A 23,353-nucleotide genomic window follows, 5' to 3' on the forward strand; every position below is an offset into this window, starting at 1 on the left:
GCATCATGCGAGACATCGCCCATTTCGTGAACGGTCAGACCTTCGTCGGGACCTCGGGTCGGTTCGGCGACGTCTTCAATCCCAACACCGGTGAGGTTCAGGCCCGCGTGCAGCTGGCGACCGCCGCCGAGCTCGACGCCGCCGTCCAGGCCGCCGCCAAGGCCCAGATCGGCTGGGCGACAACCAATCCCCAACGCCGCGCCCGGGTGATGTTCGAGTTCAAGCGCCTGATCGAGCGCGACATGAACAGCCTGGCTGAAATCCTGTCGTCCGAGCACGGCAAGGTTATCGCCGACAGCAAGGGCGACATCCAGCGCGGGCTGGAAGTCATTGAATTCGCCTGCGGTATTCCTCACATCCTGAAGGGCGAATATACCGAAGGCGCGGGCCCCGGCATCGACGTCTATTCGATGCGCCAGCCGCTGGGCGTCTGCGCGGGCATCACCCCGTTCAACTTCCCGGCCATGATCCCGATGTGGATGTTCGGCATCAGCATCGCCGTGGGCAACACCTTCATCCTCAAGCCGTCGGAGAAGGATCCGACCGTGCCGGTGAAACTGGCCGAGCTGATGATGGAAGCCGGCGCGCCCGAGGGCGTGCTCAACGTGGTGCACGGCGACAAGACCGTCGTCGACGCCATCCTGACCCACCCGCTGATCCGCGCCGTCAGCTTCGTCGGCTCGTCCGATATCGCCCATTATGTCTATCAGACCGGCACAGCGCACGGGAAACGCGTCCAGGCCATGGGCGGCGCCAAGAACCACGGCATCGTCCTGCCCGACGCCGACCTCGACCAGGTGGTCAAGGACCTGTCGGGCGCGGCCTTCGGCTCGGCCGGCGAGCGCTGCATGGCCCTGCCGGTCGTCGTGCCGGTGGGCAAGGCGACGGCCGATGAACTGCGCGAGCGCATGGTCGCCGAGATCGAGACCCTGCAGGTCGGGGTCTCCAGCGACCCGGCCGCCCACTATGGGCCGGTGGTCTCCAGCCAGCACCGCGCCAAGATCGCCGACTACATCCAGATCGGTGTCGACGAGGGCGCCGAGCTGGTCGTCGATGGCCGTGATTTCTCGCTGCAGGGCTTCGAGAAGGGCTTCTTCATCGGCCCGTCGCTGTTCGACGGCGTCACGAAGGGCATGAAGACCTATCAGGAAGAGATCTTCGGGCCCGTCCTGCAGATCGTGCGCGCCGAGAGCTTCGAAGAGGCGCTCAGCCTGCCCAGCGAGCACCAGTACGGCAACGGCGTCGCCATCTTCACCCGCAACGGCCGCGCGGCCCGCGAGTTCGCCAGCCGGGTCAATGTCGGCATGGTGGGCATCAATGTTCCGATCCCCGTGCCGGTGGCCTATCACACCTTCGGCGGCTGGAAGCGCTCGGCCTTTGGCGACACCAACCAGCACGGCGTCGAGGGCGTGAAGTTCTATACCAAGGTCAAGACGATCACCGCCCGGTGGCCGGAAGGCGAGGTCGAGGATTCGGCCTTCGTCATCCCGACGATGAAATAGCGCCAGGGGGGCGGCGATGAACGGTCTGGTTCGACGATCCTTCCTGTCCATCGCCGCCGCCGGCTTCGCCGCTCCCGCCGCCTTCGCCCAGAGCCGGGCCGAGTGGGCGGCGGTCGGGCAGTATGGCGACAAGGCAGCGCCGGTCACCGTGTTCGAGCGGGACGGTGCGCTGCACCTCTTCGGCAAGGACCTGCCTGTCGCGCGGCTGACGGCGCTGGGCGGCGGTCTCTACTCCATCGCGGGCGGCGGGGTGGTGGCCCTGGAGACGGGCGCGATCCGTCTGGACGGAACCCGGCTGGCCTTCCAGGATTTCGGCGCGCAGACCCAGGCGGCGATCCAGAGGGCCGTCCGTGCCGATCCGGTGGCCCTGCGCCAGCGGGCCCTGGCCGCGACGCCGCCGGTCGAGACCGAGGCGCATCTTCCGGCCGACCTCGTCGACCTGACGGCGATCGACCCGCGCATCCGGCTCGACATCCGCTATGCCGGTTCCAGCAACTTCATGGGCATCCCACTCTATGAGCAGGCGGCCGCCTGGTTGCAGCGGCCCGCCGCGCAGGCCCTGGGGCGGGTCCAGCACGCCCTGGCCAGCAAGGGCTTTGGCCTGCTGATCCACGACGCCTATCGACCCTGGTTCGTCACCTGGATGTTCTGGGAGGCGACCCCGCCCGAGAGCCACGCCTTCGTCGCCGATCCGGCCCGGGGCTCGCGCCACAATCGCGGCTGCGCTGTCGACCTGACCCTGTACGATCTCAAGACCGGCAGGCCCGTCGAGATGCCCAGCCGCTATGACGAGTTCTCCGACCGCGCCTATGCCGATTTTATCGGCGGCACGACGCAGCAGCGGGCCCTGCGCGCCCTGCTGCGCGACGCCATGACTGCCGAAGGCTTCGAGGTCTATACCGAGGAATGGTGGCACTTCGACTACAGGGACTGGCGCCGCTACGGGATCGGAACCGCCACCTTCACTGAACTGGCCAAGCGCGCGCGATAGTCAGGCGCCCCGCGGCCGCCAGGGCAGGACCTCGGCGCTGTGGCCGATACCCAGCTTGGCGCAGTCGTGCTTCAGCGGGCAGGCGCCGCAGCTGGGGGCTTGATCCGGGCACAGCATCTGTCCCAGGCCCCGCTTCATCAGCCAGTGCAGCTCGAAGAGGTCGTCGGCCGTCCAGGAGCCTGGCGCCAGCCGCATCAGAGCCTGATAGGCGAGGGTCGTGTCCCCCGACCCGACCAGTCCGATCCGTCTGGCCACCCGATGGACGTGGGTGTCGACCACCAGGGCCCGCATGGCCAGACTGCTGAAATTGAGCACGCTGGCGGCGACCTTGACCCCGACGCCGGGCAGGCTCTGAAGCTCCCACCGCGCCTCGTCGACCGGTCGGCCGGCCAGATGGTTCAGCGACAGCCAGCCGACCTTCTGTTCGATCAGGCGCAGGGCGTGCGTCAGATGCCTGGCCTTGTCTTCGGCGCAGGCGACGTCGCCGATGATCTCCAGGACCTGCGCGTCAGGTGTCCGGGCCAGGTCTTCCCAGCACCTGAACTCGGCCCGCAGGCGAAGGAACGCGCCCCACGACACGGCGTCGGGCGTCCGACCGCTGATCGACGACTTTACCAGCTGCGAGATCGGATCCATGCGCGCCACCGGCCGCTGCGGACCAAACTCGCACAGCAGGGCGTCGCGAACGCTTTCAAGCGGCGAGCGCCAGAGGCCTAGGGAAAGCTGCATGGAACGTCGCTCCGGAACATAATGAGAACATTATGCGGCGGAGATCCAATTGTCCACAGGCTGTGACTATCGTCGGGAGCCGCCCAGGAACGTCGCCATCCGGCGGCGCACGCGCTCCAGGGCCACCTTGACCGGCGTCGGCGCGCGGGCGGGGGCTGGGCGTTCTTCCTCGGGCAGCGCGATGCCTGCGAAACGGGCGATCACGTCGCGCAGTTCCGGCTCCTGCACACCCAGGGCGGCCTCGGTCGGACTCATCCATTGCAGGGTGCGCTGGCCCTTTTCGGGCCAGGTGGCGTGCTCGCCGGTGACCTGGAGGGGATAGACATCGACCTTGACCAGTCGCGCCACACCGCTCTTCAGGCGCTTGAGATATTCGTAGTCGCCGACGGACTGCTCGGCGATCACGCCATCGAGCCCGGCTTCCTCATAGGCTTCCTGGGCGGCGGCGGCCGGATCGGTGCGCCCCTTCATCGGCCAGCCCTTGGGGATCACCCAGCGCTTGGTCTCGCGCGATGACACCAACAGGATTTGCAAGTCTGCGCCTTCGCCACGCCAAGGCAGCGCCGCGACCTGGCGACGCTTTCCAACAGCTTGCTTGACCGGCTTTTCCGTCACTTCACCCAGAACCCTAGACACGCATCCATACTGACGGCGCGCGCCAGTCGACTATAGCGCCCGTGATTGCGTGAGTCGCCGAGTTCGAAACCTGAAAACTGCGGCGCAGAGGCGCGTTGTGCAGGTTTGGCCGAGGTGAGGCCGAGATCCACCTCGCGAACTCGCTCTCCCCAAGGTCAGGGTTCGGCGTTGCGAAACCCTTCTCGGCTGTCGTGGGTCATCGTCCGTTTCCGCATTATGGGTCCGGGCCGTGCGCCGCAACAGGCTTTTGGGGGCGTTTTTTTCTGGCGGTCGCTAGCGCGCGCAACCTCTCGTGCTCCCCGCGCGACTGAGGCATTATCCTTGGGCAATCGGCAGATCAGGAGTCGGGCATGGCGTTCACGCTGACCATCAATGGGGAAACCCGCTCGGTCGAGGTCGAGGGCGACACGCCTCTGTTGTGGGTCCTGCGCGACACCCTGGGCATGGTCGGGACCAAGTTCGGCTGCGGCGCGGCCCAGTGCGGGGCCTGCACGGTGCATATCGACGGCGCGCCCGTTCGCGCCTGCATCACGCCGGTCCGTCGTGTCGGCGCAAAGAAGGTCGTCACCATCGAGGGCGTTGGCCAGGATCCCGTCGGCGCGAGGGTGCAGGAAGCCTGGAAGGCCATCGATGTGCCCCAGTGCGGTTACTGCCAGGCGGGCCAGATCATGTCGGCCACGGCGCTGCTGACCGCCAATCCCCGGCCCGATGACGCGGCCATTGACGCGGCGATGAACGGCAATCTGTGCCGCTGCGCCACCTACATCCGCATCAAGGCGGCCATCAAGGCCGCTTCCGGCCAGGGAGTTTGAGCATGGACGGCGAGATGCTCCGCGACCCTAACCGTCGTCTGTTCCTGCAGACCGGCGCCGCCCTGGGCGGCGGCCTGATGCTGTCGTTCAGCCTGTCCGGGCCCGGACAGGCGGCGGGCGACGGGCAGTTGAACGCCTATGTCCGCATCGGGCCCGACGGCGGCGTCACCATCGTCTCCAAGGTTCCCGAGGTGGGGCAGGGGATCAAGACCTCGCTGCCGATGCTGATCGCCGAGGAATTGGACGTCGAATGGTCGGCCGTCACCGTCGAGCAGGCCATTGCCGACACCAAGGTCTTCGGACGCCAGGTGGCCGGCGGCAGCATGGCCACCACGCTTGAATATGATGGACTGCGCCGCGTAGGCGCCACGGGGCGGGCCCTGCTGATCGGCGCCGCCGCCGCGCGCTGGGGCGTCGCCGCCGAGACCTGCGCCACCGAGCCGGGCTTTGTGATCCACGCCGCCAGTAATCGCCGCCTGGCCTATGGCGACCTGGCCCAGGCCGCCGCGGCCCTGACGCCGCCTGATCCCAAGAGCCTGACGCTGAAGGACCCCAAGGCCTTCCGCATCATCGGCAAGCGCCAGCAGAGCCGCGATATCGACGCCATCGTCACCGGTCAGCCGCTCTATGGCATCGACACCCGCGTGCCGGGCATGCTGTACGCCACCTTCGCCAAGGCCCCGACCTTCGGCGCCAAGGTGGTCAGTGTCGATCTGGCTCCGGCCAGGGCCGTGGCCGGCGTCAAGGACGCCTTCGTGGTCGAGGGCGGAACCAATCTGCAGGGCCTGATGCCGGGCGTGGCTGTCGTGGCCGAGAGCTGGTGGGCGGCGCGCAAGGGCCGCAACGCGCTCGAGATCAAATGGGCCGAGCATCCGACCAGCGCCCAGAGCTCGGCGGGCTTCGCCGCCCGGGCGGCCGAACTGGCCAAGGCGCCGCCTCACCGCACCCTGCGCTCGGACGGCGATGTCGACGCGGCCTTCAAGGGCGCGGCCAAGGTCGTCAAGGCCGCCTACAGCTATCCCTTCATCGCCCACGTCAATCTGGAGCCGCAGAACTGCACGGCCAGCTTCAAGGACGGCAAGGTCGAGATCTGGGCGCCGACCCAGAACCCCGAGCCCGGCCGCAAGCTGGTCGCGGCCGCCCTGGGCGTCGCCGAAACCGACGTGACCATCCATCTGGTGCGCGGCGGCGGCGGCTTTGGTCGACGGCTGATGAACGACTACATGGTCGAGGCGGCGTTCATCTCGAAGCTGGCGGGCGCGCCGGTCAAGCTGGTCTGGACCCGCGAGGACGACATCCAGCATGACTTCTACCGCCCGGGCGGCTGGCACAATTTCACCGGCGGTCTCGACGACAAGGGCGATCTGGTCGGCTGGCGCGACCACTTCGTGACCTTCGGCGAGGGCGAGCAGTTCGCGACCTCGGCCGGGATGAACGCCACCCAGTTCCCGGGACGCGCCGTCGCTAACTACAAGCTCGACGTCTCGGTCATGCCGCTAGGGGCGCCCACGGGCTATCTGCGCGCGCCGGGCAACAACGCCTTCGGCTTCGTGATCCAGAGCTTCACTGACGAACTGGCCGTGGCGTCCAAACAGGATCCCGTCGCCTTCCGTCGCAAGCTGCTGGGCGAACCGCGCCTGCTGGGCGAGGCCGGGCAGGGTGACGCCTTCGATACGGGCCGCATGCGCGGGGTGCTCGACCTCGTCGCCGAGACATCCGGCTGGGGCCGCAAGACGGCCAAGGGAACGGGCCTGGGCGTCGCCTGCCACTACAGCCACCTTGGCTATGTGGCCGTGGTCATGGAGGTTTCCGTCGCCAAGGGCGGTGTTCTGAAAATCCACAAGGTCTGGGCCGCCGTCGACTGCGGCTCGCAGATCGTCAATCCCAGCGGGGCCGAGCAGCAGGTTCAGGGGTCGATCCTGGACGCCATCGGCAGCACGCTGCACCAGGCGATCACCTTCGAGAACGGCGCGACGATGCAGGGCAGTTTCGGCGATCACTCGCCGCTGCGGATGGTCGAAGCTCCGCCGGTCGAGGTGCATTTCAAGCTCAGCGACAACCGGCCCACGGGGCTGGGCGAGCCGGCCTATCCTCCGGCCCCGGCCGCGCTGTGCAACGCCATCTTCGCGGCGACGGGCAAGCGCATCCGGTCCCTGCCGATCGGTGATCAACTGGCCTGAGGGCGAGCCGCCTGCTAGGAGCGGAGGCTCGCTTTCAGCAGGGTCGTCCCATGTCCACCGTCACCGTCGTCAGCCATCCGCTCGTGCAGCACAAGCTGACCAAGATGCGGGACAAGACCACCTCGACCAAGACCTTCCGCGCCCTGATGCGCGAGACGGCGACCCTGATCTGCTACGAGGTCACCCGCGATCTGCCGATGGACGAGGTCTGGATCGAGACCCCGGTCGCCCCGACCATGGCCCGGGAGATCGCTGGCAAGAAGCTGGTGTTTGCGCCGATCCTGCGGGCCGGCCTGGGCATGGCCGACGGCATGCTGGATCTGGTGCCCTCGGCCCGCGTCGCCCACATCGGCCTCTATCGCGATCCGGAGTCGCTGGAGGCGGTCGAGTACTATTTCAAGGCTCCGCAAGACATCGCCGGCCGCCTGGTCATCGTGGTCGATCCGATGCTGGCCACCGGCCACTCGGCGATAGCGGCGATTTCACGCCTGAAGGCGGTCGGCGTTACCGACCTGCGTTTTGTCTGCCTGCTGGCCGCCCAGGTCGGAATCGACAACCTGCGCGCCGCCCACTCCGACGTGCCGATCTGGACGGCGGCCATCGACGCGCAGCTCAACGACCACGGCTATATCGTGCCGGGCCTGGGCGACGCCGGAGACCGAACTTTCGGGACGCGCTAGTTCGGCAGGGCTTTGACGAAGGCCTTCACCACGCTGGCCGAATTGTCCGAGGCCAGCTGCATGAAGGTGTGCATTTCATTGGCCTCGTCACCGCCGCCGGCCAGGTCCGACAGGCTGCGGAAGGCGATGAACGGCGCGCCATTGGCATAGGCCACATGGGCGACGGCGGCGCTTTCCATGTCCACGACCCGGGCCTTGAAGGTGGCGCGGGCGTATTTGCGATAGGCGGCGTTGTCGAGGAACACCGGCGCCGAAATGCCGTTGCCGCCGACCACCACCTTGGGCGCGTGAACCAGGCACTGGCTGGTGACGCAGCGCGCCAGTGAGACCGTCGAGGCGATGGCGCGGGCGGTTTCCAGCATGGCCGGATCGACCGGGAACCATCGGCGGCGCTCGGGCGGGCCATCGGCGCGGGCGATCATGATCGAGCGCGGGATCATCATTCCAAAGCCCGGCAGGTCGTCATTGCGGGCCATTTGCGAAACCTCAAAGCCCTTTTCGGTCTCGCGGGCGAAGGCCGTCTCCAGGTTCTGGCTCCACTGGTCGGCCACGATCACGTCGCCGATGTCGAGGCCTTCATCCACACCGCCGGCGATGCCCGAGAACACGATGCGGGTGACGTTGAAGCGGTCCAGGGCCAGCTGGGTGGTCATGGCGGCATTGACCATGCTGACGCCGCTGAGGAACAGCACGATCGGCTTGCCCTCGAGTTCGCCCGTCGTGAAGGTCACGCCCGCCGCCGTGTAGCGCTTCTGGTCACGGGTCGCCGAGGCCAGGGCCGTCAGCTCCGGCGGAAAGGCCGAGATCACCGCGATGCGCGGCGCGGCGTCGAAACGCTCGGCCGCCGCAGCGGGCAGAACCGTGAAAAGGCAGATGGCCAGGGCGGCAAGCAGACGCATGGTGGAACTCTCTTGGGGGAACAGCGCGCGAGGGCAGCACGGCGGTGAGCGCTTGGACATAGCCTGGCGGCGATTCCGGGCCAATCGCCGACCCTCTGATCAAGCCCAGGTCATCGATGGGCCCCTTTCCTCCAGGGCGCCACGACTTTGCGCCGCGCGCGGGAGATTCCCGCCATGTTAACCGGAGGTGCAGACAGGACTGGCAGGGTGGCGCGGCATGACCCGAGCCCCGCCATCCCCGTACTGGACCGACCAGGCTCGCCAGATCGCGGCTGCCGCCGCTCTGGGTCTGGTGGTGGCGCTGCTGGCCTATGTCTGCGTCGAGCTGCCGCGTGACCTGAAGCAGGTCGCACCGATCTGGCTGGCTAACGGTGTCGTGCTGACGGTGCTGCTGTGGACCGATCGCTCGCGCTGGCCGCTGCTGATCGCCTTCACCCTGGCGGGAAACATCGCCGCCGGTCTGCATGGAGGCGGGCGGCTATCGGTGGTCCTGGGGCTCAGCCTCGCCAATGTCGTCGAATACCTGCTGTCGGCCCTGGCCCTGCGACACGTGCTGGGTCGCGATATCGATGTCAGCCGCCCCCGCGATCTGGGCTGGATCGCACTGGTCTGCGGGTTGTGCACGCCCCTGGTCTCGGCCGTCATCGCGACCACCGTCCTCTACGTCTCGCGAGACGCCGACCCTGCTCGCACAATGGTCAGCTGGGTCCTGTCCAACGCCCTGGGCCTGATGCTGGTGACGCCATCCCTGATCGCCTTTCGTCAGGCTCGCGCGCTGTTGGTCGAGCGGCCGGTCAGACGGCGCGGCTGGATCGCCCTGGCGGTGCTGGTCCTGGCCATCGTGCTGGTCTTCACCCGCCCCCGATATCCGTTGCTGTTCATCATTCCGCCGGTCCTGGTTTTTGTGGCGCTGGAGCTGGAATTCCTCGGCGCAGCGGTGGGAATTCTGATCCTGTCGGGTCTGGCGATCGGCTTTACGGCCATGGGGCTGGGTCCCGTCGCCCAACTGGCCGAGAACATGGCCGAGCAGGCGCTGTTTCTGCAGGTCTTTCTGGTTGTCTCGATCTTTGCCGCCCTGCCTCTGGCGACGATCAACGCGCAGAGACGGCGCTTGCGGGATTTGGCCCAGGAGCAGACCCGTTGGGCCGATATGGCCGAAAACCTGGCCGGGGTCGGCTATTGGCGGTTCAATCTGAACACCGGCGCCATGACCTGGTCAGATCAGATGTACGTCATCCTCGGGGTTGACCCAGGGACGGTGATTTCCGCCGACGACTGGCTAGCTGCGGTTCATCCCGAGGATCGCGAGAAAGCACGTCTGCGCTACCGCGCGGTGCTCGAGACCCAGGCGTCCAGTCCTGCCGCCCAGACGCGGCTGCTGCGCGCTGATGGCCAGGTCCGGTATGCCACAGGCAATATGGCGGTTGAGCGCGACGCTGAAGGGCGACCGATCACTGTCTTTGGCGTGATCCTGGACATTACCGCCCAGAAGGCCGCCGAGCAGGCGATCGTCGAAAGCGAAGCGCGGTTCCGGATGCTGACAGAGAATGGCAGCGACATCCTCGCGCATTCGGATGTGGACGGCCGGATCACCTATGTCTCGCCGTCGGTCGAACATCGTCTGGGCTTCAGGCCCGAGGAACTGATCGGTCGGCGCTTTGTGGACCTCATCCATGAAGACGATGTCGAGGCGATCCGCAGCGCCCTCCGCGACCAGCTCGCGAGTCGGGGACGGGTCTCGCCGACGCGGGTCGAGTACCGGTCGCGTCATAAGGACGGGCGGGAAATCTGGTTCGAGGGTCGCCCGACCCTGGCTCTTGACCGCCTGACGGGCCGGGTCAGCGGGGTGACCGACATCGTCCGCGACATTTCGCGGCGCAAGATGCTGGAGATCCAGCTGCGCCAGGCGCGCGCCGACGCCGAGGTGGCGGCAACCGTCAAGGGCGAATTCCTGGCCAATATGAGCCACGAGCTGCGCACGCCGCTGACCGCGGTGCTGGGCTTCACCAAGCTGATCGAGGAGCAACCGGACCTTACCGCCTCGACGCGCGGCTATATCGAGCGGGTCTCCAACGCCGGCAAGGCGCTGCGGGCGACCGTCAACGACATCCTGGACTTCTCCAAGCTGGAGGCCGGGCAGGTTGATATCAGGCCAAGGCCGATGTCGCCCACAGAGCTGGCGCGTGAGGCGATCGAACTGTTCGATGCCCAGGCCCGGGCCAAGGGCCTGTCGCTGACGCTGTCGGGCTTTGAAATCGTGCCCCAACAGGTGCTGGCCGACCCGGACCGTCTGCGTCAGATCCTGCTCAACCTGATCGGCAACGCCGTGAAGTTTACCGAGCAGGGCGGGGTCGATCTCGAGGCGGCCTACGACTCCGCGACGCAGCGCCTGTCGTTCGCGGTGGTCGACACGGGCCCCGGCATGCCCGACGACCAGATCGGACACCTGTTTCAGCGCTTCTCGCAGGTCGATGGTTCAGCCACCCGCAAACATGGCGGCACGGGCCTGGGTCTGGCGATCTGCAAGGGCCTGGTCGAGGTCATGGATGGCGATATCGGGGTCGAGAGCCGCGAAGGCGAAGGCTCGCGGTTCTGGTTCTCGCTGCCCGCGCCGTCCGTCGATCAAGGCGAGGACCAGACTGTCGAGATCGACCCGCCTCTGGCCCTGCCCGACAACTGCCGGGTGCTGATCGTCGACGACAACCGCGCCAACCGCGAACTGGTTCGGGCGATCCTGGGCCCGTTCGGCGCCGAGATGACCGAGGCGGCCGACGGCGACGAGGCGATTTCCAGCGCGCGAGAGACGCCCTTCGACGTCATCCTGATGGACCTGCGGATGCCCCGGGTCGATGGCCGGGCTGCCGCCGCCCGGATCCGCGAGGGCGGCCTCAACGCCAGGACGCCGATCCTGGCCTTTTCCGCCGACGCTTCGACCCTGGCGATCGACGCAGTCTTTGACGGTCAGATCACCAAGCCCCTCTCGAGCCTGGGACTGATCGAAACCTTGGCGCGGACCCTGGCGACAAGCAGGGTTTGACGAAGCCGGCTCGAAACGACCAACTGTCGATGATCCCTGTCTCGCCGGTGGCGAGGCCCCCTGATTCCGTTTCGAGCCCGATCGCGACCTGATGTCCAAAGCCGCGTCCCTGATCTATGTCGCCGACGATGACCCCAGCATCCTTGAGCTGGTCTCGATCGTCCTGACACGGGGCGGTTTCGAGGTCGTCGGGTTCGAAACCGCCGACGCCCTGACGGCGGCGCTCGCCCTGCGAGCTCCCGCCGCGGTGCTGCTGGACGTGCGAATCCCGGGGCTGAGCGGTCTGGACGCGCTCAAGGCCATCAAGGACAACCCCGCCACCGCCCGTATTCCCGTGCTGATGTTGACCGGCGATGGCCGGCTCGACCGCATCGTCCTGGCCATGCAGCTGGGGGCGGCGGGCTATGTGATGAAACCCTTCGACGGCGCGCAGCTGGTCGAGCGGGTCGGCAGTCTGCTGACCTAAGCCCAGCTTACTTGGGCAGGGTGAAGGCCCGCCAGGCCAGCACGGCCCAGCCGGCCATAAAGGCCAGGCCGCCCAGCGGCGTCACCGCCCCCAGCCAGCGCGGACCGCCCAGGGCCATGGCGTAGAGCGATCCCGAGAACAGCACCGTCCCGGCCAGGAACAGGCCGGCGACCAGGCCCATGCCGCGCGCGCCGGCCCGGCCCAGGGCGAAGGCGCCGAACACCGCCAGGGCGTGGGTCATCTGGTACAGCGATCCGGTGCGCAGCCATTCGGCCGGCTTGGGCGCCTCGACGCCATGCGCGGCGAACGCGCCCAGCGCGACGGCGCACAGGCCGCTCAGCGCCGCCAGGCCCGTCCAGGTTCGGGATGTCCAGGTCGCCATCGGCTTACGCTCCGTCACTGTTGCAATCGCCCGGCGCGACCTTAACGTTGTTCACCTGTCCGTAAAGCCGCCCCGTCAGAGGGCCCGGCGCGAGCAGTTGGGAGGACGGCATGGCGCTCACCTGGGGTGATGACTATCCCATTCATCAGACGCCGGAACCGGTGGCCTATGCCGGCACCGATCGGAACTTCTACGATCGCTATTTCTTCAACGGCTACGCGCTCGACGGCGATGGCGGCGACCTGTTCTTCGCTGCGGCGTTCGGCGTCTATCCGCACCTGAACATCGCCGACGCCGCCTTCTGCGTGATGAAGGACGGCCGGCAGGTCAATCTTCACGCCAGCCGCTGGCTGCGCATGGAGCGGATGGACCTGAACGTCGGCCCGATCCGCATCGAGGTGCAGCAGCCGCTTCAGCGCCTGAAGCTGACGGTGGAGTCGCCCGAGCACGCCATCCGCGCCGAGATCGTCTTCGAAGGCCGCGCCTTCCCGATCGAGGAGCCGCGCTTCATCCGGCGCAACGGCCCGCGCACCTTCATGGACTATACGCGCCTGACCCAGAACGGCCGCTACAGCGGATGGATCGAGGTCGATGGCGTCCGCTCCAGCGTCGACGGCTTTGTCGGCACGCGCGACAGGTCGTGGGGCGTGCGCCCGGTCGGCATGCGTGATCCGCAGGAGGCCGCGCCAACCTCGCCGATGCAGTTCTTCTGGCTGTGGTCGCCGTGCAATTTCGAGGACGGGGGCCTCTTCTTCCACACCAATGATGACGAGCTGGGCCGGCCCTGGAACCGCAGGGCGCTTTGGCTGGCCGACGGTGGCCGGGAGGACGGGGAGGGCGAGTTCGAGCAGGCGGTCTGCGCCATCGACTGGCGCTCGGGAACGCGCCATGCCCGCGCGGCGAGCCTGGATCTGGGCGACGGCGGCACGGCGGTGATCGAGCCGCAGACCGAGTTCTTCATGCTGGGCCTGGGCTATGGCCATCCGGTCTGGGGGCACGGCCTCAATCACGGCGAACTGGCGGTGGAGCGCGAGGACTTCGTCACCGCCGACCTCGAACGCCGGATGCCGCATCATCTGCATGTCCAGGCGCTGAGCCGCATCACCTTCACCGACGCGGACGGCCGCGCCCGGGTTGGACGGGGCGTATTCGAGCAACTGGCGCTTGGGCCGCACGCGCCTTCGGGCTTCGTCTCGATCCTGGATGTCGCCCCATGACCCTGGCCGAGCGGCTTGAAGCCTATCTGACCCGCCATTTCGGCGCGCCCACCACCGTGCGCGACCTGTCGCGCATCCCTGGCGGCGCCAGCCGCGAGACCTATCGCTTCGACGCGATCGTCGACGGCGTTGTCCGGCCCCTGATCCTGCGCCGCGATCCGCCTGCCAGTCTGATCGAGACCGACCGCAGCCTGGAATATCTGGCCTTCCAGTCGTTCCATGACCGCGCGCCCGTTCCCGAGCCGATCGTGCTGGAGACGCAAGGCGCGGAGCTGGAGCGGCCGTTCTTCATCATGACCCGGGTCGATGGCGGCGCGGCGGCCTCGCCCTTCACCGTCCAGCCCTATGGCCCGCACGCCCAGGTGATCGGCGAGACGTTCTTCGCGGCCCTGGGGGCCATCGCGGCGACCGATCCGGCGGGTCTGCCCCTGGCCCAGGCCGCCGTTGCGCCCGAGCCCGGCGAGTGCTGGCGCGTGGCCTTGGATCACTGGGCCGCCGTGATCGAGGCCGACGAGCAGCATCCGCAGCCCATCGTCCGCGCCGCCATCCGTCGCCTGCGGCGTGCTCCACCGCCACCCGCCACCGCCGTGCGCGTGGTGCATGGCGACTATCGCACCGGCAATTTCCTGCATGACGGCCAGGGCAAGATCCTGGCGATCCTCGACTGGGAGATGGCGCATCTTGGCGATCCGCTCGAGGACCTAGCCTGGGCGATCGATCCGCTGTGGGGTCACTATGATGAGGGGCGCGTGGCGGGGATGATCCCGCGCGACGAGGCCCTGGCGATCTGGAGCCGGACCAGCGGCCTGCCCGTCGATCCGGCCGCCCTAGCTTGGTGGGAGCTGTTCAGCGCCGTGAAGGGCCAGGCGATCTGGACCTCGGCGGCGCGGGAATATCGCGACGGCGGCTTCAAGGACCCGGTGCTGGCCATTTCCGGCTGGTACACCGCGCGTCGACACGATCAGATTCTGGCCGATGGCCTGATGCGTCTGGAGGGCCTGTCATGACCCCGAGTTTGCCTGACATCCTGGTTGGCAATTTCCTCTGCGTCGCCGAGCCGCCGCCGCCCGAATCCGCCGGCGAGTTCATGGCCGGCAAGGTGGCGGTCGTGGCCCTGCTGTCGCTACTGGCCGCCCAGGAGGCCGAGCGCGGGCCTTCGGCGCGGGTGTGGGAGAACGCCACCCTGCGCGCGGTGCTGCTGGACGCCGCGCCGGTCTATGGCGAGGCCTTCGCCGAGGCGGCGGGCGCCGCCGACGGCGACTTCACCCTGGCGGCTCTGGACCGCGCCAACGCCACCCTGCGGCGGGCGCTGATCGCGCTGCACGAGGCCGTCGAGGCGGCTGGCGACACCGCACGCGACCACGCGATCCTGCGGCTCTATCGCGACATGGCCCATGCCCGGCGGCTGGACATGCCGCCGTTGCCGGGGCGGTAGATCTACTTCTTGTGCTTCATGTGATCGGCCACTTCTTCGGGGCCGATGTCGATGAACCCGGGGGCCGAGGCGTTGTAGGCCTCGGCCTTGCCCAGGTCGATGACCACGCTGCGGTGGCCTTGCCAGATCATGTGGACGGCCACGTAGAGCACGATGGCCAGGCCGACAAAGCCGATCCAGCGATGCTTGTGCAGCAGGCTGGCGATGGCCGAGGCGGCCAGGCCCATCAGAACGATCGACAGCAACAGGCCAAAGACCATGACGCCGGGGTGCTCGCGCGCCGCGCCGGCCACGGCCAGCACGTTGTCCAGCGACATCGAAACGTCGGCGATCAGCACCTGGATGAAGGCCTGCTTGAAGCTCTTCACCGGGCGGGCGCGCGGTTCGGTCGTGGGGTCGTCGTCGATCGACGCGACGGCGTCGGCCTGATCGTGGGTGGCCTGCTCGCGCAGTTCCCGCCACATCTTCCAGCAGACCCAGAGCAGCAGCACGCCCCCGGCCAGCAGCAGGCCGATCACGCCCAGCAACCAGGTGGTGATCAGCGCGAAACCGATCCGCAGGACGACCGCCGCACCCAGGCCATACAGGATGACCTTGCGGCGATCCTTGACGGCCAGACCGCCGGCCGCGAGGCCGACGGCGACGGCGTTGTCGCCCGCCAGAACCAGGTCAATCATCAAGACCTGCAGGAAGGCCATGAACGGGCCGTCCAGCCCGCCCGCCTGGGCAATCAGAGTGTCAAACATGACCCCTCATGCGGCAGGGCGGGCGGTGTTGCAAGTCCGACCTAGTGGTGGGCGTGCTCGAGTTCCTTGCCATGATGCGGATCATGGGCGTGATCGGTCTTGGCATGGCCGTCGTGCGCATGGTCGTCATGGCCGTGATCGGCGGCATGGTCGTCGTGCCCGTGATCGTCATGGTGACCATGATCGTCATGAGCCGACACGGGCGCCGCAGCGGCCACTGGCGTCACATGAGCGACGTGCTCGGCCGGAGCATGCGGATCGGGATGAGCCCCGGCATGCGGGTCAGCCGCATGGCCGTGATCATCATGGGCATGGTCGCCATGGCCGTGGTCGTCGTGCGCATGAGCGTCGTGGCCATGGTCGTCGTGGTGACCGTGATCCTCATGCGCCGACACCGGCGAAGCGGCGGCTACGTGGGCGACATGCGCGGCCGGAGCATGGGCGTCGTGAGCATGGGCGTCATGGCCGTGATCGGAGGCATGGTCGTCGTGCCCGTGATCATCATGGCCATGGCCGTGGTCGTCGTGACCGTGGCTGTTATGACCATGAGCATCATGAGCATGGTCATCATGGCCGTGGCTCACGGCCGTGGCGGCCAGAGCGCCGCCGGCGGCGGCGACCATCGGATTGACATAGGAGACGTGCGCGGTGGTCGGCGCGCCGTCGGCCTCAATCTCGTTACGACCATAGTCGGTAAGCGTACGGAACTTCCGGCGACGCTCGGCCTTGCTGCGGCTGGCCATGGCGTTGCGCGAAATGATCGCCAGGATAAGGACGGCCAGCAATACCAGGGCGCCGCCCAGAACCGATTTCGTCGGGGTCTGGCCCAAGCCCGGCAGCACGACGTTGCCTTCGAGGCCCGGCAGGTTCAGCTTTGAAAGCAGACCCTCGGTCTTCTTCTTGGCCTCTTCCTGCAGCGGTGCGACGCGCTTGACGATCTCGCCGAGCGAGAAGGACTGCGCGGTCTTGGCGCCATTCAGGTCGACACCGAATTCCGACTTCAGCTGGCCCTTGGCCTCCGCGCCCGGCTTGACCTGCCAGGCGAAGGTGGTGGGCTCGCCGGCCTTGACGACGGCGGTCTGCTTGCCGTTCGGCGTGACCTCATAGCCTTCGCCTTCGAGCTTGGCATAGGCGCTGGTGTTGGACGCGGCCTTGCCCAGGCCCAGCTTGGCGGCCTGCGCCTTGATCATGTCGCCCAGGGTGGCGGGCAGCGACAGGGTCACCTGCCCGGCCTCGCCCTTGCCCAGGCTGTCTCCAGCAGCCAGGACAGCGCCCTTGGTGGCTTCCGGCGCGACGGCGGCTTGAAGCTGTTCGAGCTTCGTCGGCGGCTTGGTCGCGACCGAGGCGGGAAGGGCGGCGGCGGGAAGGGCGGGCGCCTTGGCCAGCGGCGCGACCGGCTTCAGAACAGGCGCTGCGGCCACGGTCGCGGGCTTGGCCGCAACCAGAGCGACCGGCTTGGCGGCCGGCGCGGGCGTCGCAGCGGCTCTGTTGGTCGGGGCGGATGAAGCGCGCGGCGCATAGCGAACGGCGCGGCGTTCCTTGGGGTTGGGGATAGGCCGCATGGCCGTCACCAGGGTCCCGTCTGGCCGACGCCAGGTCTTCAGCGTGGAACTCTTGCTTGGCGAGGCGTCGACCGTGACGGCGACAGGCGGCTTTGCCGCAGTCGGCGCGCCCAGCAGTCCGTCGGGCGACGAGGCGGCGTCTGGCGCTGGCGGCGCGCCCATCAGATCAGGTGAGGTCTCGGCGCCCGAACCGGCCATGGCCGAGGGCGGTGTGGTGTCCACATCGCCAGCGCCGCAACCGGCAAGCACCAAGACGCTCAGCGCCGAAGCGCTTAGAGCCGCCAAACGCGTATTACGTCCAAACATCGGGTCCCCCGATCCCATGCCAGTATTTTCCGACGAGCAGCGCTCGCGGAACACTAGTCCGTAAGAGAAGCATGAGCGTGCGACGAAATCAAAACGGTTAAGCAAGATTCACGAACCGAATTCATCCACCGCGCGAAACTCGGGACGCCTCATAGAGCGCGATTGCCGCCGCAGCCGACACATTGAGGCTCTCAAACCCCCCTGGCATGGCAATTTTTCCCATGGCATCACAATGCTCTGCGACCAAACGGCGTACGCCTTCGCCCTCCGAACCCAGAACAAGTACGGTCGGCGTTCCGTCGAGCACATTATCGAGCGTTTCTTCGGCCTCGCCGGCCAGGCCGATGGCGCGCCAGCCCATGTCGGCCAGTTCCTCGAGCGCCCGTGACAGATTGACGACGCGGACATAGGGCACCTTGTCGACGGCGCCGACCGCCGTCTTGGCCAGAACGCCCGTCAGCGCGGGCGCATGACGGTCCTGCAGAATGGCGCCCCGCACGCCAAAAGCGGCGGCCGAGCGGAAGATGGCGCCGATGTTTTGTGGGTCGGTGATCTGGTCCAGCATGACGATCACCCCCTGGGCGGGCGAGCCCAGCTCAGCGATCGACAGCGGTTCGGGCTCGTCGATCTTCAGGGCGATGCCCTGGTGCACGGCGCCTTGCGGCAGCTCGCGGCCGATATCCTTGCCTTCCATGATCTGGACGCAGGGGAGTCTGGCCACATCCGGCGCGAGTCGTTTGGCCCGATCCGGGGTGACCAGAAGGCGCTTCGGAGCGGGTCTGGCGGGGTTCTTCAGGGCCGCCTCTACGGCGTGAGTCCCCCAGATCCAGTCCTTTGCGTCCTCGCCACCCTTTGAAAAGCTCTGCTTATTCCGAGGCTTGTGACTAAAATCACGTCCTGGCGCAGAAGGCTTCCGGCGGTCGTTGCGTTCGGAATGAGAGGACACTATAAGACGCGCTCCGATTTGGGGCCCTGAGGGTTTCCGCGAGCCAGGACGGCGCTGCTTTAGCACCGTCCGACCCAGCTCAAGGAAGCTTTTGTTCCTTTTTCGTGACGAGCGGTTCGCCGCTGGTTCCGGAAAGGGAAGGGTCGCACTGAGGTTGCTCAACGCGCGCTGGGGGAATGTCCCGAGTGGCAAAGGGGGGGGACTGTAAATCCCCTGGCGTACGCCTTCGCAGGTTCGAGTCCTGCTTCCCCCACCACGCGCGTTGAACGTCCTCATGGCGATCGAGATGGACGCCAAAGCCAGAGCCCGGGAGCCGACCGCGACCCCGCTAGCCCGATGGGGTGTATGGGCGGGTATAGCACAGTGGTAGTGCAGCAGCCTTCCAAGCTGAGGATGCGGGTTCGATTCCCGCTACCCGCTCCAGCTCCCTATATAACGACCCACACTCATAGCCGCCGGCGCGCAAGGTAGAGACCATGGCCAAGGAAAAGTTCGAACGTAACAAGCCGCACTGCAACATCGGCACCATCGGTCACGTTGACCATGGCAAGACGACGCTGACGGCTGCGATCACCATCACGCTGGCCAAGACCGGCGGCGGCAAGGCGATGAACTACGCCGACATCGACGCTGCGCCCGAAGAAAAGGCCCGCGGCATCACGATCAACACCGCCCACGTGGAATATGAGACGGCCAACCGTCACTACGCCCACGTCGACTGCCCCGGCCACGCCGACTATGTGAAGAACATGATCACCGGCGCCGCGCAGATGGACGGCGCGATCCTGGTGGTTTCGGCCGCCGACGGCCCGATGCCCCAGACCCGCGAGCACATCCTGCTGGCCCGTCAGGTCGGCGTGCCCGCCCTGGTCGTCTACATGAACAAGGTCGACCTGGTCGACGACGAAGAGCTGCTCGAGCTGGTCGAGATGGAAGTGCGCGAGCTGCTTTCGTCGTATGACTTCCCGGGCGACGACATTCCGATCACCAAGGGCTCGGCCAAGGTCGCCATCGACGGTGGCAACCCCAAGATCGGCGAAGAGTCGATCCTGGCGCTGATGCAGACGGTTGACGACTACATCCCGCAGCCGGCGCGTCCGCTGGACCTGCCGTTCCTGATGCCGGTCGAAGACGTGTTCTCGATCTCGGGCCGCGGCACCGTGGTCACGGGTCGTATCGAAAAGGGTATCGTCAAGGTCGGCGAAGAAGTCGAAATCGTCGGCATCCGTCCGGTTCAGAAGACGACCTGCACGGGCGTCGAAATGTTCCGCAAGCTGCTGGACCAGGGTCAAGCTGGCGACAACGTCGGCGTTCTGCTGCGCGGCACCAAGCGCGAAGACGTCGAGCGCGGCCAAGTGCTGTGCAAGCCCGGTTCGATCACCCCGCACACCAAGTTCGTTGCTGAGGCCTATATCCTCAACAAGGAAGAAGGCGGCCGTCACACCCCGTTCTTCACCAACTATCGCCCGCAGTTCTACTTCCGCACGACGGACGTCACCGGGATCATCAAGCTGCGCGAAGGCGTGGAAATGATCATGCCGGGCGACAACGCCGAGCTGGACGTCGAGCTGATCACCCCGATCGCCATGGACCAGGGCCTGCGCTTCGCCATTCGCGAAGGCGGCCGTACCGTCGGCGCCGGCGTGGTTGCCAAGATCGTCGAGTAGTCGACCGATCTTCAGCGACAAGCTGATCTAAAAGCGAAGGCCCCGGCGGAAACGCCGGGGCCTTTTGCTTTGGGGGGCTGTCGCAGCAGCACCAGTTGTAAGCTGCACCTTGGCATGCTGCTATCAGAGGCTGTGATTGAAGCACGGTTGAATTGTATCTGGGGGCGTCGGTGTTTGGTGAAATCGAAGGGCCAGGACCAGTTGGTTTTGGGCCGATTGGTGATTGGGTCGAGGTAGCGGCGTTCGCGCGGCCGCCGGTTGCGCCGGACGGGAGCGTTGATGGAGGGCGAAGGTTCTGGCTTTCGGACAACCAGATCGACCTCAGGGCTGGCCGCCACGGCTGGATGACCCGCGTGATAACCGAGGTCGTCAGTTCCGACGGCCTGCAGCCGACAGCGCAGATAAGCATCGATTTTGACCCGTCCTACGAGAGGATCGACATTCACCACATCCATGTCGTCCGCGGTGGTGTCGTTCGTGAATTGGATGTTCCAGCTCTGATCAACGTCTTCCGCCGCGAGCGGGACCTAGAGCGGGCTATGTACGACGGGCGTCTGACTGCCCACGTCGTGGTGCCCGACCTGCGCATCGGCGACATCGTCGATTACGCATACACCCAGTGCGGACCGCACCCCGCGCTGAAGGGTCTCTTTGCCTGCGAGGTTTGTTTCCAATGGGGATGCTGGGTTGGTGAGACCAAGGTTCGCGTTGTCACCGATCCCGAGCGCCAGATCGTTACGAGGGCTTGGCAAAATCCGCCGGTGGAACAAAAGCGTATTCTGTCTGATGGCGGCGTTGAGCGCGTCTGGATCTCGCTTGATACGCCGCCCTTCAGATCAGAAGTAGATGTCCCAGGCTGGGCGCGCATCCAACCCTCACTGAGGATCACTGATGCCTTGTCTTGGAAAGAGGTGGCCGCCGTTTTTACCGAAGGCTACGCCTCTCTTCCGACCCTACCTGATGACCTTGAAGCCGAAGCTGTCCGCATTGAGGCACTGTCCGCCGATCCGGCCGTCCGTGCGGTCGAGGCGCTGCGTCTTGTACAGCGTGTCCTGCGCTATCACGCTGTGAACCTGGGTGACGGCGGCTTCGTGCCGCGCACCATAGATCGTATCTGGGCGACCCGGGCAGGAGACTGCAAGGACTCCTCACGCCTGCTAGTCGCTTTGTTGAGGCGACTGGGTATCGAGGCTGACCCCGCTCTGGTCCACACCGTAAAGGGGCCTGCCTTGGATGAGGATGCGCCTAACGTTTGGGCGTTCAATCACTGCATCGTCCGCGCTCGCGTGGATGGCGTCTTCTACTGGCTTGAGCCCACCCGCTATCCACAGGGCGGCAGGCTGAGCGTGCTTTCGCAGCCCCGCTATGGCTGGGCGTTGCCGCTGACGTCAGAGACGGGTCTTCAATCCATGGGTGATGATCCGCCGACGCCCGCATGCGACGTGAAGGAGTCGTTCGATTTGGGGCCTGCGCCCGATGGCGAAAGCGAGTTGGGGGTTGAGGCTACCTATCGCGGCTGGCGCGCCGACGACATGCGACGGCGTCTCGATAGCGAGGGCCCCGCTGCGCTCGCGCAAAGCTATCGGGAATACTATGAGCGGTCCTACGGTCGGGTCAGTGATGTCTCGCCGATGGAGACCGTCGACGACCTTGAGGCGAATGTTCTGAAGATCACTGAGCACTACACTTTGGCCCGTGCCTGGGAAGTGCTCGAAGGAACGAAGTTTCGGTTCACCACGCTAGACGATCTTTTCGCGCCGCACCTCACCACCCAGCGGTCTAGTGATCGAAAGTACCCTATCGAAGTAGGCGCGCCGCGCGCAGTCTCGGTCGAGACATTGATCAGGACACCGAAGGCGTTTTCGGTTGAGGGTTGGTCGGATGTCTTCGAGATGAAGGGCGTTCGCGCCAGCTCGAAGTTCGAAGCGGTGTCCGGAGACCGATCCTTTCGGCTTTTGCGGGGTGTGACGGTGTCGCGCCGCCACCTTGATGCGAACGAAGCCGATTTGTTTTTCGATCTGCGGGAAGGGGCGCTGAAATCCTCGGCGCTTATCCTCACCGATAGTCAAACACCGACCCAACCCACAGTCGCGGGTGTGGACAGGCGGCTGATCTTCCTCGGAATTTGGATCTTCATCATCCTCATGGGCGCTGTATTGGGTAACCTGCCTAGCTGAGTTTAGAATTGGCCCGACCTGCTGGGTCTGCAGTTACGATGACAGTGCACTCAATAAAGCCGAGCGCCGTGTCCGTTCGCTCGCCCAGCGTCACCGAGGCTCGCACCGGCAGGACGGGGTAGAGCGCTCGGTCACAGGAATCCCGACCTCCAGGTTGGTGCGATGGTCTCGCCGTGAGATTTAAGGATGGCTCTGCGCGAGGGGCGGCGGCTTCGCGCTCAGAACCTGCAATCTCCGTCATCCCGGGACTTGTCCCCGGGACCCATCCGTCCGCCGCACGGGCGGTGCGGGGTGATCGGGGGCGGGGCGGCTGAACCATGGGTCCCGGGGACAAAGCCCCGGTATGACGGGGTTTGGTGGACGCGGGGGCGGGGCTGGCCATGACTTTCGAAGCCAAAGCACAACCCTTCCCCCTTTGATGGGGGAAGGGCAGGGATGGGGGTGACCCCGCTGGACGATGTCACGCCGGCCGCGCCCCATCCTGAACCTCTGTCACCCCCATCCCCGACCCTTCCCCCATCAAAGGGGGAAGGGAGAAGACGCCGGACCTCTATCCCCGTGCCCGCACGGGGATAGCCCCGCCCCGACCCCAGCAAAATCAACGCCCTAGCGCCCGGCACCCAGCGTGACGATGGGAAATCGACGCAGCCCCCTGCGAAACGGCCGCATAATCATCCTCGTCCCACCACTGGGGAGGCCGTCCAGCTGGCGACCTGACGGGTGGCGGGGGCGGTTGTGCGGGTCGCGCCCGTCAGTCGTCGTCGAAGGCCCGGTGGGGTCTGGTGGAGCGGATCGGTCCTTGCGGGGGCCGAACGTGATGAAGCCGGATCCGGACCACCGGGAACGCCCTTTGGCGACGCCTGCATGGGCGCTCCAGGCGCGGGCTGAAATCGCCCGCGCGGTCCGGAGGGGTCGCTTCCCCTCCGCCCGCCTGGGGCCTCTTTCGGGAGCGGGTTAAAACCCCGCGCCCCGAGGGCTCATCG

Annotated in this window: 18 protein-coding genes, 2 tRNA genes and 1 pseudogene; 14 read left to right on the forward strand and 7 right to left on the reverse strand. The window is 66.7% G+C overall.

The genetic code is table 11. The features are described 5' to 3' along the window. The first annotated feature begins 5 nt into the window (after window positions 1-5). A complete protein-coding gene (locus ACN2C7_RS08365) occupies window positions 6-1,502 on the forward strand; it encodes a CoA-acylating methylmalonate-semialdehyde dehydrogenase (RefSeq protein ID WP_419321053.1) in 1,497 nt (498 codons plus the stop codon). A 16-nt stretch (window positions 1,503-1,518) separates the two neighbouring features. Further along, window positions 1,519-2,493: a M15 family metallopeptidase gene (locus ACN2C7_RS08370; RefSeq protein ID WP_419321054.1), complete on the forward strand. Its 975-nt coding sequence runs from the start codon at window positions 1,519-1,521 to the stop codon at window positions 2,491-2,493. Here the strand turns inward: ACN2C7_RS08370 and ACN2C7_RS08375 are convergent, their stop codons facing one another. Then, a complete protein-coding gene (locus ACN2C7_RS08375) occupies window positions 2,494-3,222 on the reverse strand; it encodes an endonuclease III domain-containing protein (protein WP_419321055.1) in 729 nt (242 codons plus the stop codon). It abuts the gene before it with no gap. Between the two features lie 66 nt (window positions 3,223-3,288). Then, window positions 3,289-3,756, reverse strand: coding sequence for an NUDIX hydrolase (locus tag ACN2C7_RS08380; RefSeq protein WP_419321056.1), 468 nt, complete (start codon window positions 3,754-3,756; stop codon window positions 3,289-3,291). Between the two features lie 452 nt (window positions 3,757-4,208). Between ACN2C7_RS08380 and ACN2C7_RS08385 the strand changes: the two genes are divergently transcribed. Genes ACN2C7_RS08385 through upp form a run of 3 tightly spaced genes read left to right on the forward strand, consistent with a single transcriptional unit; the run spans window position 4,209 to window position 7,530 of the window. After that, window positions 4,209-4,670, forward strand: coding sequence for a (2Fe-2S)-binding protein (locus ACN2C7_RS08385; protein WP_419321057.1), 462 nt, complete (start codon window positions 4,209-4,211; stop codon window positions 4,668-4,670). A gap of 2 nt (window positions 4,671-4,672) precedes the next feature. Then, the gene (locus tag ACN2C7_RS08390; RefSeq protein WP_419321058.1) at window positions 4,673-6,850 is read left to right on the forward strand and encodes a molybdopterin cofactor-binding domain-containing protein; all 2,178 of its coding nucleotides are present in this window, start codon (window positions 4,673-4,675) and stop codon (window positions 6,848-6,850) included. A gap of 50 nt (window positions 6,851-6,900) precedes the next feature. Then, entirely contained in the window at window positions 6,901-7,530 is a 630-nt protein-coding gene (gene upp / locus ACN2C7_RS08395) for a uracil phosphoribosyltransferase (RefSeq protein ID WP_419321059.1), read from the forward strand. On the opposite strand, the gene ACN2C7_RS08400 is transcribed toward upp, so the two are convergent. Continuing rightward, a complete protein-coding gene (locus ACN2C7_RS08400; RefSeq protein WP_419321060.1) occupies window positions 7,527-8,429 on the reverse strand; it encodes a 5'-methylthioadenosine/S-adenosylhomocysteine nucleosidase in 903 nt (300 codons plus the stop codon). The two genes, upp and ACN2C7_RS08400, sit on opposite strands and share 4 nt — an antisense overlap. Window positions 8,430-8,646: 217 nt before the next feature. On the opposite strand from ACN2C7_RS08400, the gene ACN2C7_RS08405 reads away from it, so the two are divergent. Next, a complete protein-coding gene (locus ACN2C7_RS08405; RefSeq protein WP_419321062.1) occupies window positions 8,647-11,466 on the forward strand; it encodes a PAS domain S-box protein in 2,820 nt (939 codons plus the stop codon). 91 nt (window positions 11,467-11,557) lie between these two features. Next, complete coding sequence (locus tag ACN2C7_RS08410) at window positions 11,558-11,932, forward strand: response regulator (protein ID WP_419321063.1); 375 nt, start codon at window positions 11,558-11,560, stop codon at window positions 11,930-11,932. Window positions 11,933-11,939: 7 nt separating this feature from the next. Here the strand turns inward: ACN2C7_RS08410 and ACN2C7_RS08415 are convergent, their stop codons facing one another. Continuing rightward, a complete protein-coding gene (locus ACN2C7_RS08415) occupies window positions 11,940-12,314 on the reverse strand; it encodes a DUF423 domain-containing protein (RefSeq protein WP_419321065.1) in 375 nt (124 codons plus the stop codon). A 110-nt stretch (window positions 12,315-12,424) separates the two neighbouring features. Here ACN2C7_RS08415 and ACN2C7_RS08420 point away from each other — a divergent pair, with 110 nt between their 5' ends. Genes ACN2C7_RS08420 through ACN2C7_RS08430 form a run of 3 tightly spaced genes read left to right on the forward strand, consistent with a single transcriptional unit; the run spans window position 12,425 to window position 14,966 of the window. Further along, window positions 12,425-13,531 carry a hypothetical protein gene (locus ACN2C7_RS08420; protein WP_419321066.1) on the forward strand — a complete coding sequence of 369 codons (1,107 nt, stop codon included), beginning with the start codon at window positions 12,425-12,427 and terminating at the stop codon, window positions 13,529-13,531. Then, a complete protein-coding gene (locus ACN2C7_RS08425; protein WP_419321068.1) occupies window positions 13,528-14,538 on the forward strand; it encodes a phosphotransferase family protein in 1,011 nt (336 codons plus the stop codon). The genes ACN2C7_RS08420 and ACN2C7_RS08425 overlap by 4 nt, the downstream gene beginning before the upstream one ends. Further along, a complete protein-coding gene (locus ACN2C7_RS08430) occupies window positions 14,535-14,966 on the forward strand; it encodes a hypothetical protein (RefSeq protein ID WP_419321069.1) in 432 nt (143 codons plus the stop codon). Before ACN2C7_RS08425 ends, ACN2C7_RS08430 begins: the two co-directional genes overlap by 4 nt. Window positions 14,967-14,968: 2 nt before the next feature. Here ACN2C7_RS08430 and ACN2C7_RS08435 read toward each other — a convergent pair whose 3' ends face one another. The 3 genes and pseudogenes from ACN2C7_RS08435 to rlmB form a co-directional block, all read right to left on the reverse strand. Further along, the gene (locus tag ACN2C7_RS08435) at window positions 14,969-15,712 is read right to left on the reverse strand and encodes a TerC family protein (protein ID WP_419321070.1); all 744 of its coding nucleotides are present in this window, start codon (window positions 15,710-15,712) and stop codon (window positions 14,969-14,971) included. A 41-nt stretch (window positions 15,713-15,753) separates the two neighbouring features. Continuing rightward, window positions 15,754-17,580, reverse strand: a complete 1,827-nt coding sequence (locus ACN2C7_RS08440; RefSeq protein WP_419321072.1) for a stalk-specific protein X — start codon at window positions 17,578-17,580, stop codon at window positions 15,754-15,756. Window positions 17,581-17,688: 108 nt separating this feature from the next. Beyond that, window positions 17,689-18,526, reverse strand: a pseudogene (gene rlmB / locus ACN2C7_RS08445) (23S rRNA (guanosine(2251)-2'-O)-methyltransferase RlmB). A 170-nt stretch (window positions 18,527-18,696) separates the two neighbouring features. Between rlmB and ACN2C7_RS08450 the strand changes: the two are divergent. The 4 genes from ACN2C7_RS08450 (at window position 18,697) to ACN2C7_RS08465 (ending at window position 22,370) form a co-directional block, all read left to right on the forward strand. Beyond that, window positions 18,697-18,782: transfer RNA gene (locus tag ACN2C7_RS08450), tRNA-Tyr, on the forward strand. Window positions 18,783-18,875: 93 nt separating this feature from the next. Then, a tRNA-Gly gene (locus ACN2C7_RS08455) sits at window positions 18,876-18,949 on the forward strand. Between the two features lie 53 nt (window positions 18,950-19,002). Next, window positions 19,003-20,193 carry an elongation factor Tu gene (gene tuf, locus ACN2C7_RS08460; RefSeq protein ID WP_419319979.1) on the forward strand — a complete coding sequence of 397 codons (1,191 nt, stop codon included), beginning with the start codon at window positions 19,003-19,005 and terminating at the stop codon, window positions 20,191-20,193. Between the two features lie 170 nt (window positions 20,194-20,363). Then, window positions 20,364-22,370 (forward strand): DUF3857 domain-containing protein, encoded by a 2,007-nt coding sequence (locus ACN2C7_RS08465; protein ID WP_419321073.1) that lies wholly within the window; start codon window positions 20,364-20,366, stop codon window positions 22,368-22,370. Window positions 22,371-23,353: the final 983 nt, after the last annotated feature.

Origin of the sequence: Caulobacter sp. ErkDOM-E (assembly GCF_048541895.1) — a bacterium.
In the GTDB taxonomy this organism is placed as follows: domain Bacteria; phylum Pseudomonadota; class Alphaproteobacteria; order Caulobacterales; family Caulobacteraceae; genus Caulobacter.

Coding starts and splice junctions, on each gene's coding strand:
- ACN2C7_RS08405 (WP_419321062.1), top strand. CDS start 8,647: ATGACCCGAGCCCCGCCATCCCCGTACTGGACCGACCAGGCTCGCCAG.
- ACN2C7_RS08420 (WP_419321066.1), top strand. CDS start 12,425: ATGGCGCTCACCTGGGGTGATGACTATCCCATTCATCAGACGCCGGAA.
- ACN2C7_RS08375 (WP_419321055.1), bottom strand. CDS start 3,222: ATGCAGCTTTCCCTAGGCCTCTGGCGCTCGCCGCTTGAAAGCGTTCGC.
- ACN2C7_RS08390 (WP_419321058.1), top strand. CDS start 4,673: ATGGACGGCGAGATGCTCCGCGACCCTAACCGTCGTCTGTTCCTGCAG.
- ACN2C7_RS08425 (WP_419321068.1), top strand. CDS start 13,528: ATGACCCTGGCCGAGCGGCTTGAAGCCTATCTGACCCGCCATTTCGGC.
- upp (WP_419321059.1), top strand. CDS start 6,901: ATGTCCACCGTCACCGTCGTCAGCCATCCGCTCGTGCAGCACAAGCTG.
- ACN2C7_RS08410 (WP_419321063.1), top strand. CDS start 11,558: ATGTCCAAAGCCGCGTCCCTGATCTATGTCGCCGACGATGACCCCAGC.
- ACN2C7_RS08385 (WP_419321057.1), top strand. CDS start 4,209: ATGGCGTTCACGCTGACCATCAATGGGGAAACCCGCTCGGTCGAGGTC.
- ACN2C7_RS08440 (WP_419321072.1), bottom strand. CDS start 17,580: ATGTTTGGACGTAATACGCGTTTGGCGGCTCTAAGCGCTTCGGCGCTG.
- tuf (WP_419319979.1), top strand. CDS start 19,003: ATGGCCAAGGAAAAGTTCGAACGTAACAAGCCGCACTGCAACATCGGC.
- ACN2C7_RS08370 (WP_419321054.1), top strand. CDS start 1,519: ATGAACGGTCTGGTTCGACGATCCTTCCTGTCCATCGCCGCCGCCGGC.
- ACN2C7_RS08365 (WP_419321053.1), top strand. CDS start 6: ATGCGAGACATCGCCCATTTCGTGAACGGTCAGACCTTCGTCGGGACC.
- ACN2C7_RS08400 (WP_419321060.1), bottom strand. CDS start 8,429: ATGCGTCTGCTTGCCGCCCTGGCCATCTGCCTTTTCACGGTTCTGCCC.
- ACN2C7_RS08430 (WP_419321069.1), top strand. CDS start 14,535: ATGACCCCGAGTTTGCCTGACATCCTGGTTGGCAATTTCCTCTGCGTC.
- ACN2C7_RS08415 (WP_419321065.1), bottom strand. CDS start 12,314: ATGGCGACCTGGACATCCCGAACCTGGACGGGCCTGGCGGCGCTGAGC.
- ACN2C7_RS08435 (WP_419321070.1), bottom strand. CDS start 15,712: ATGTTTGACACTCTGATTGCCCAGGCGGGCGGGCTGGACGGCCCGTTC.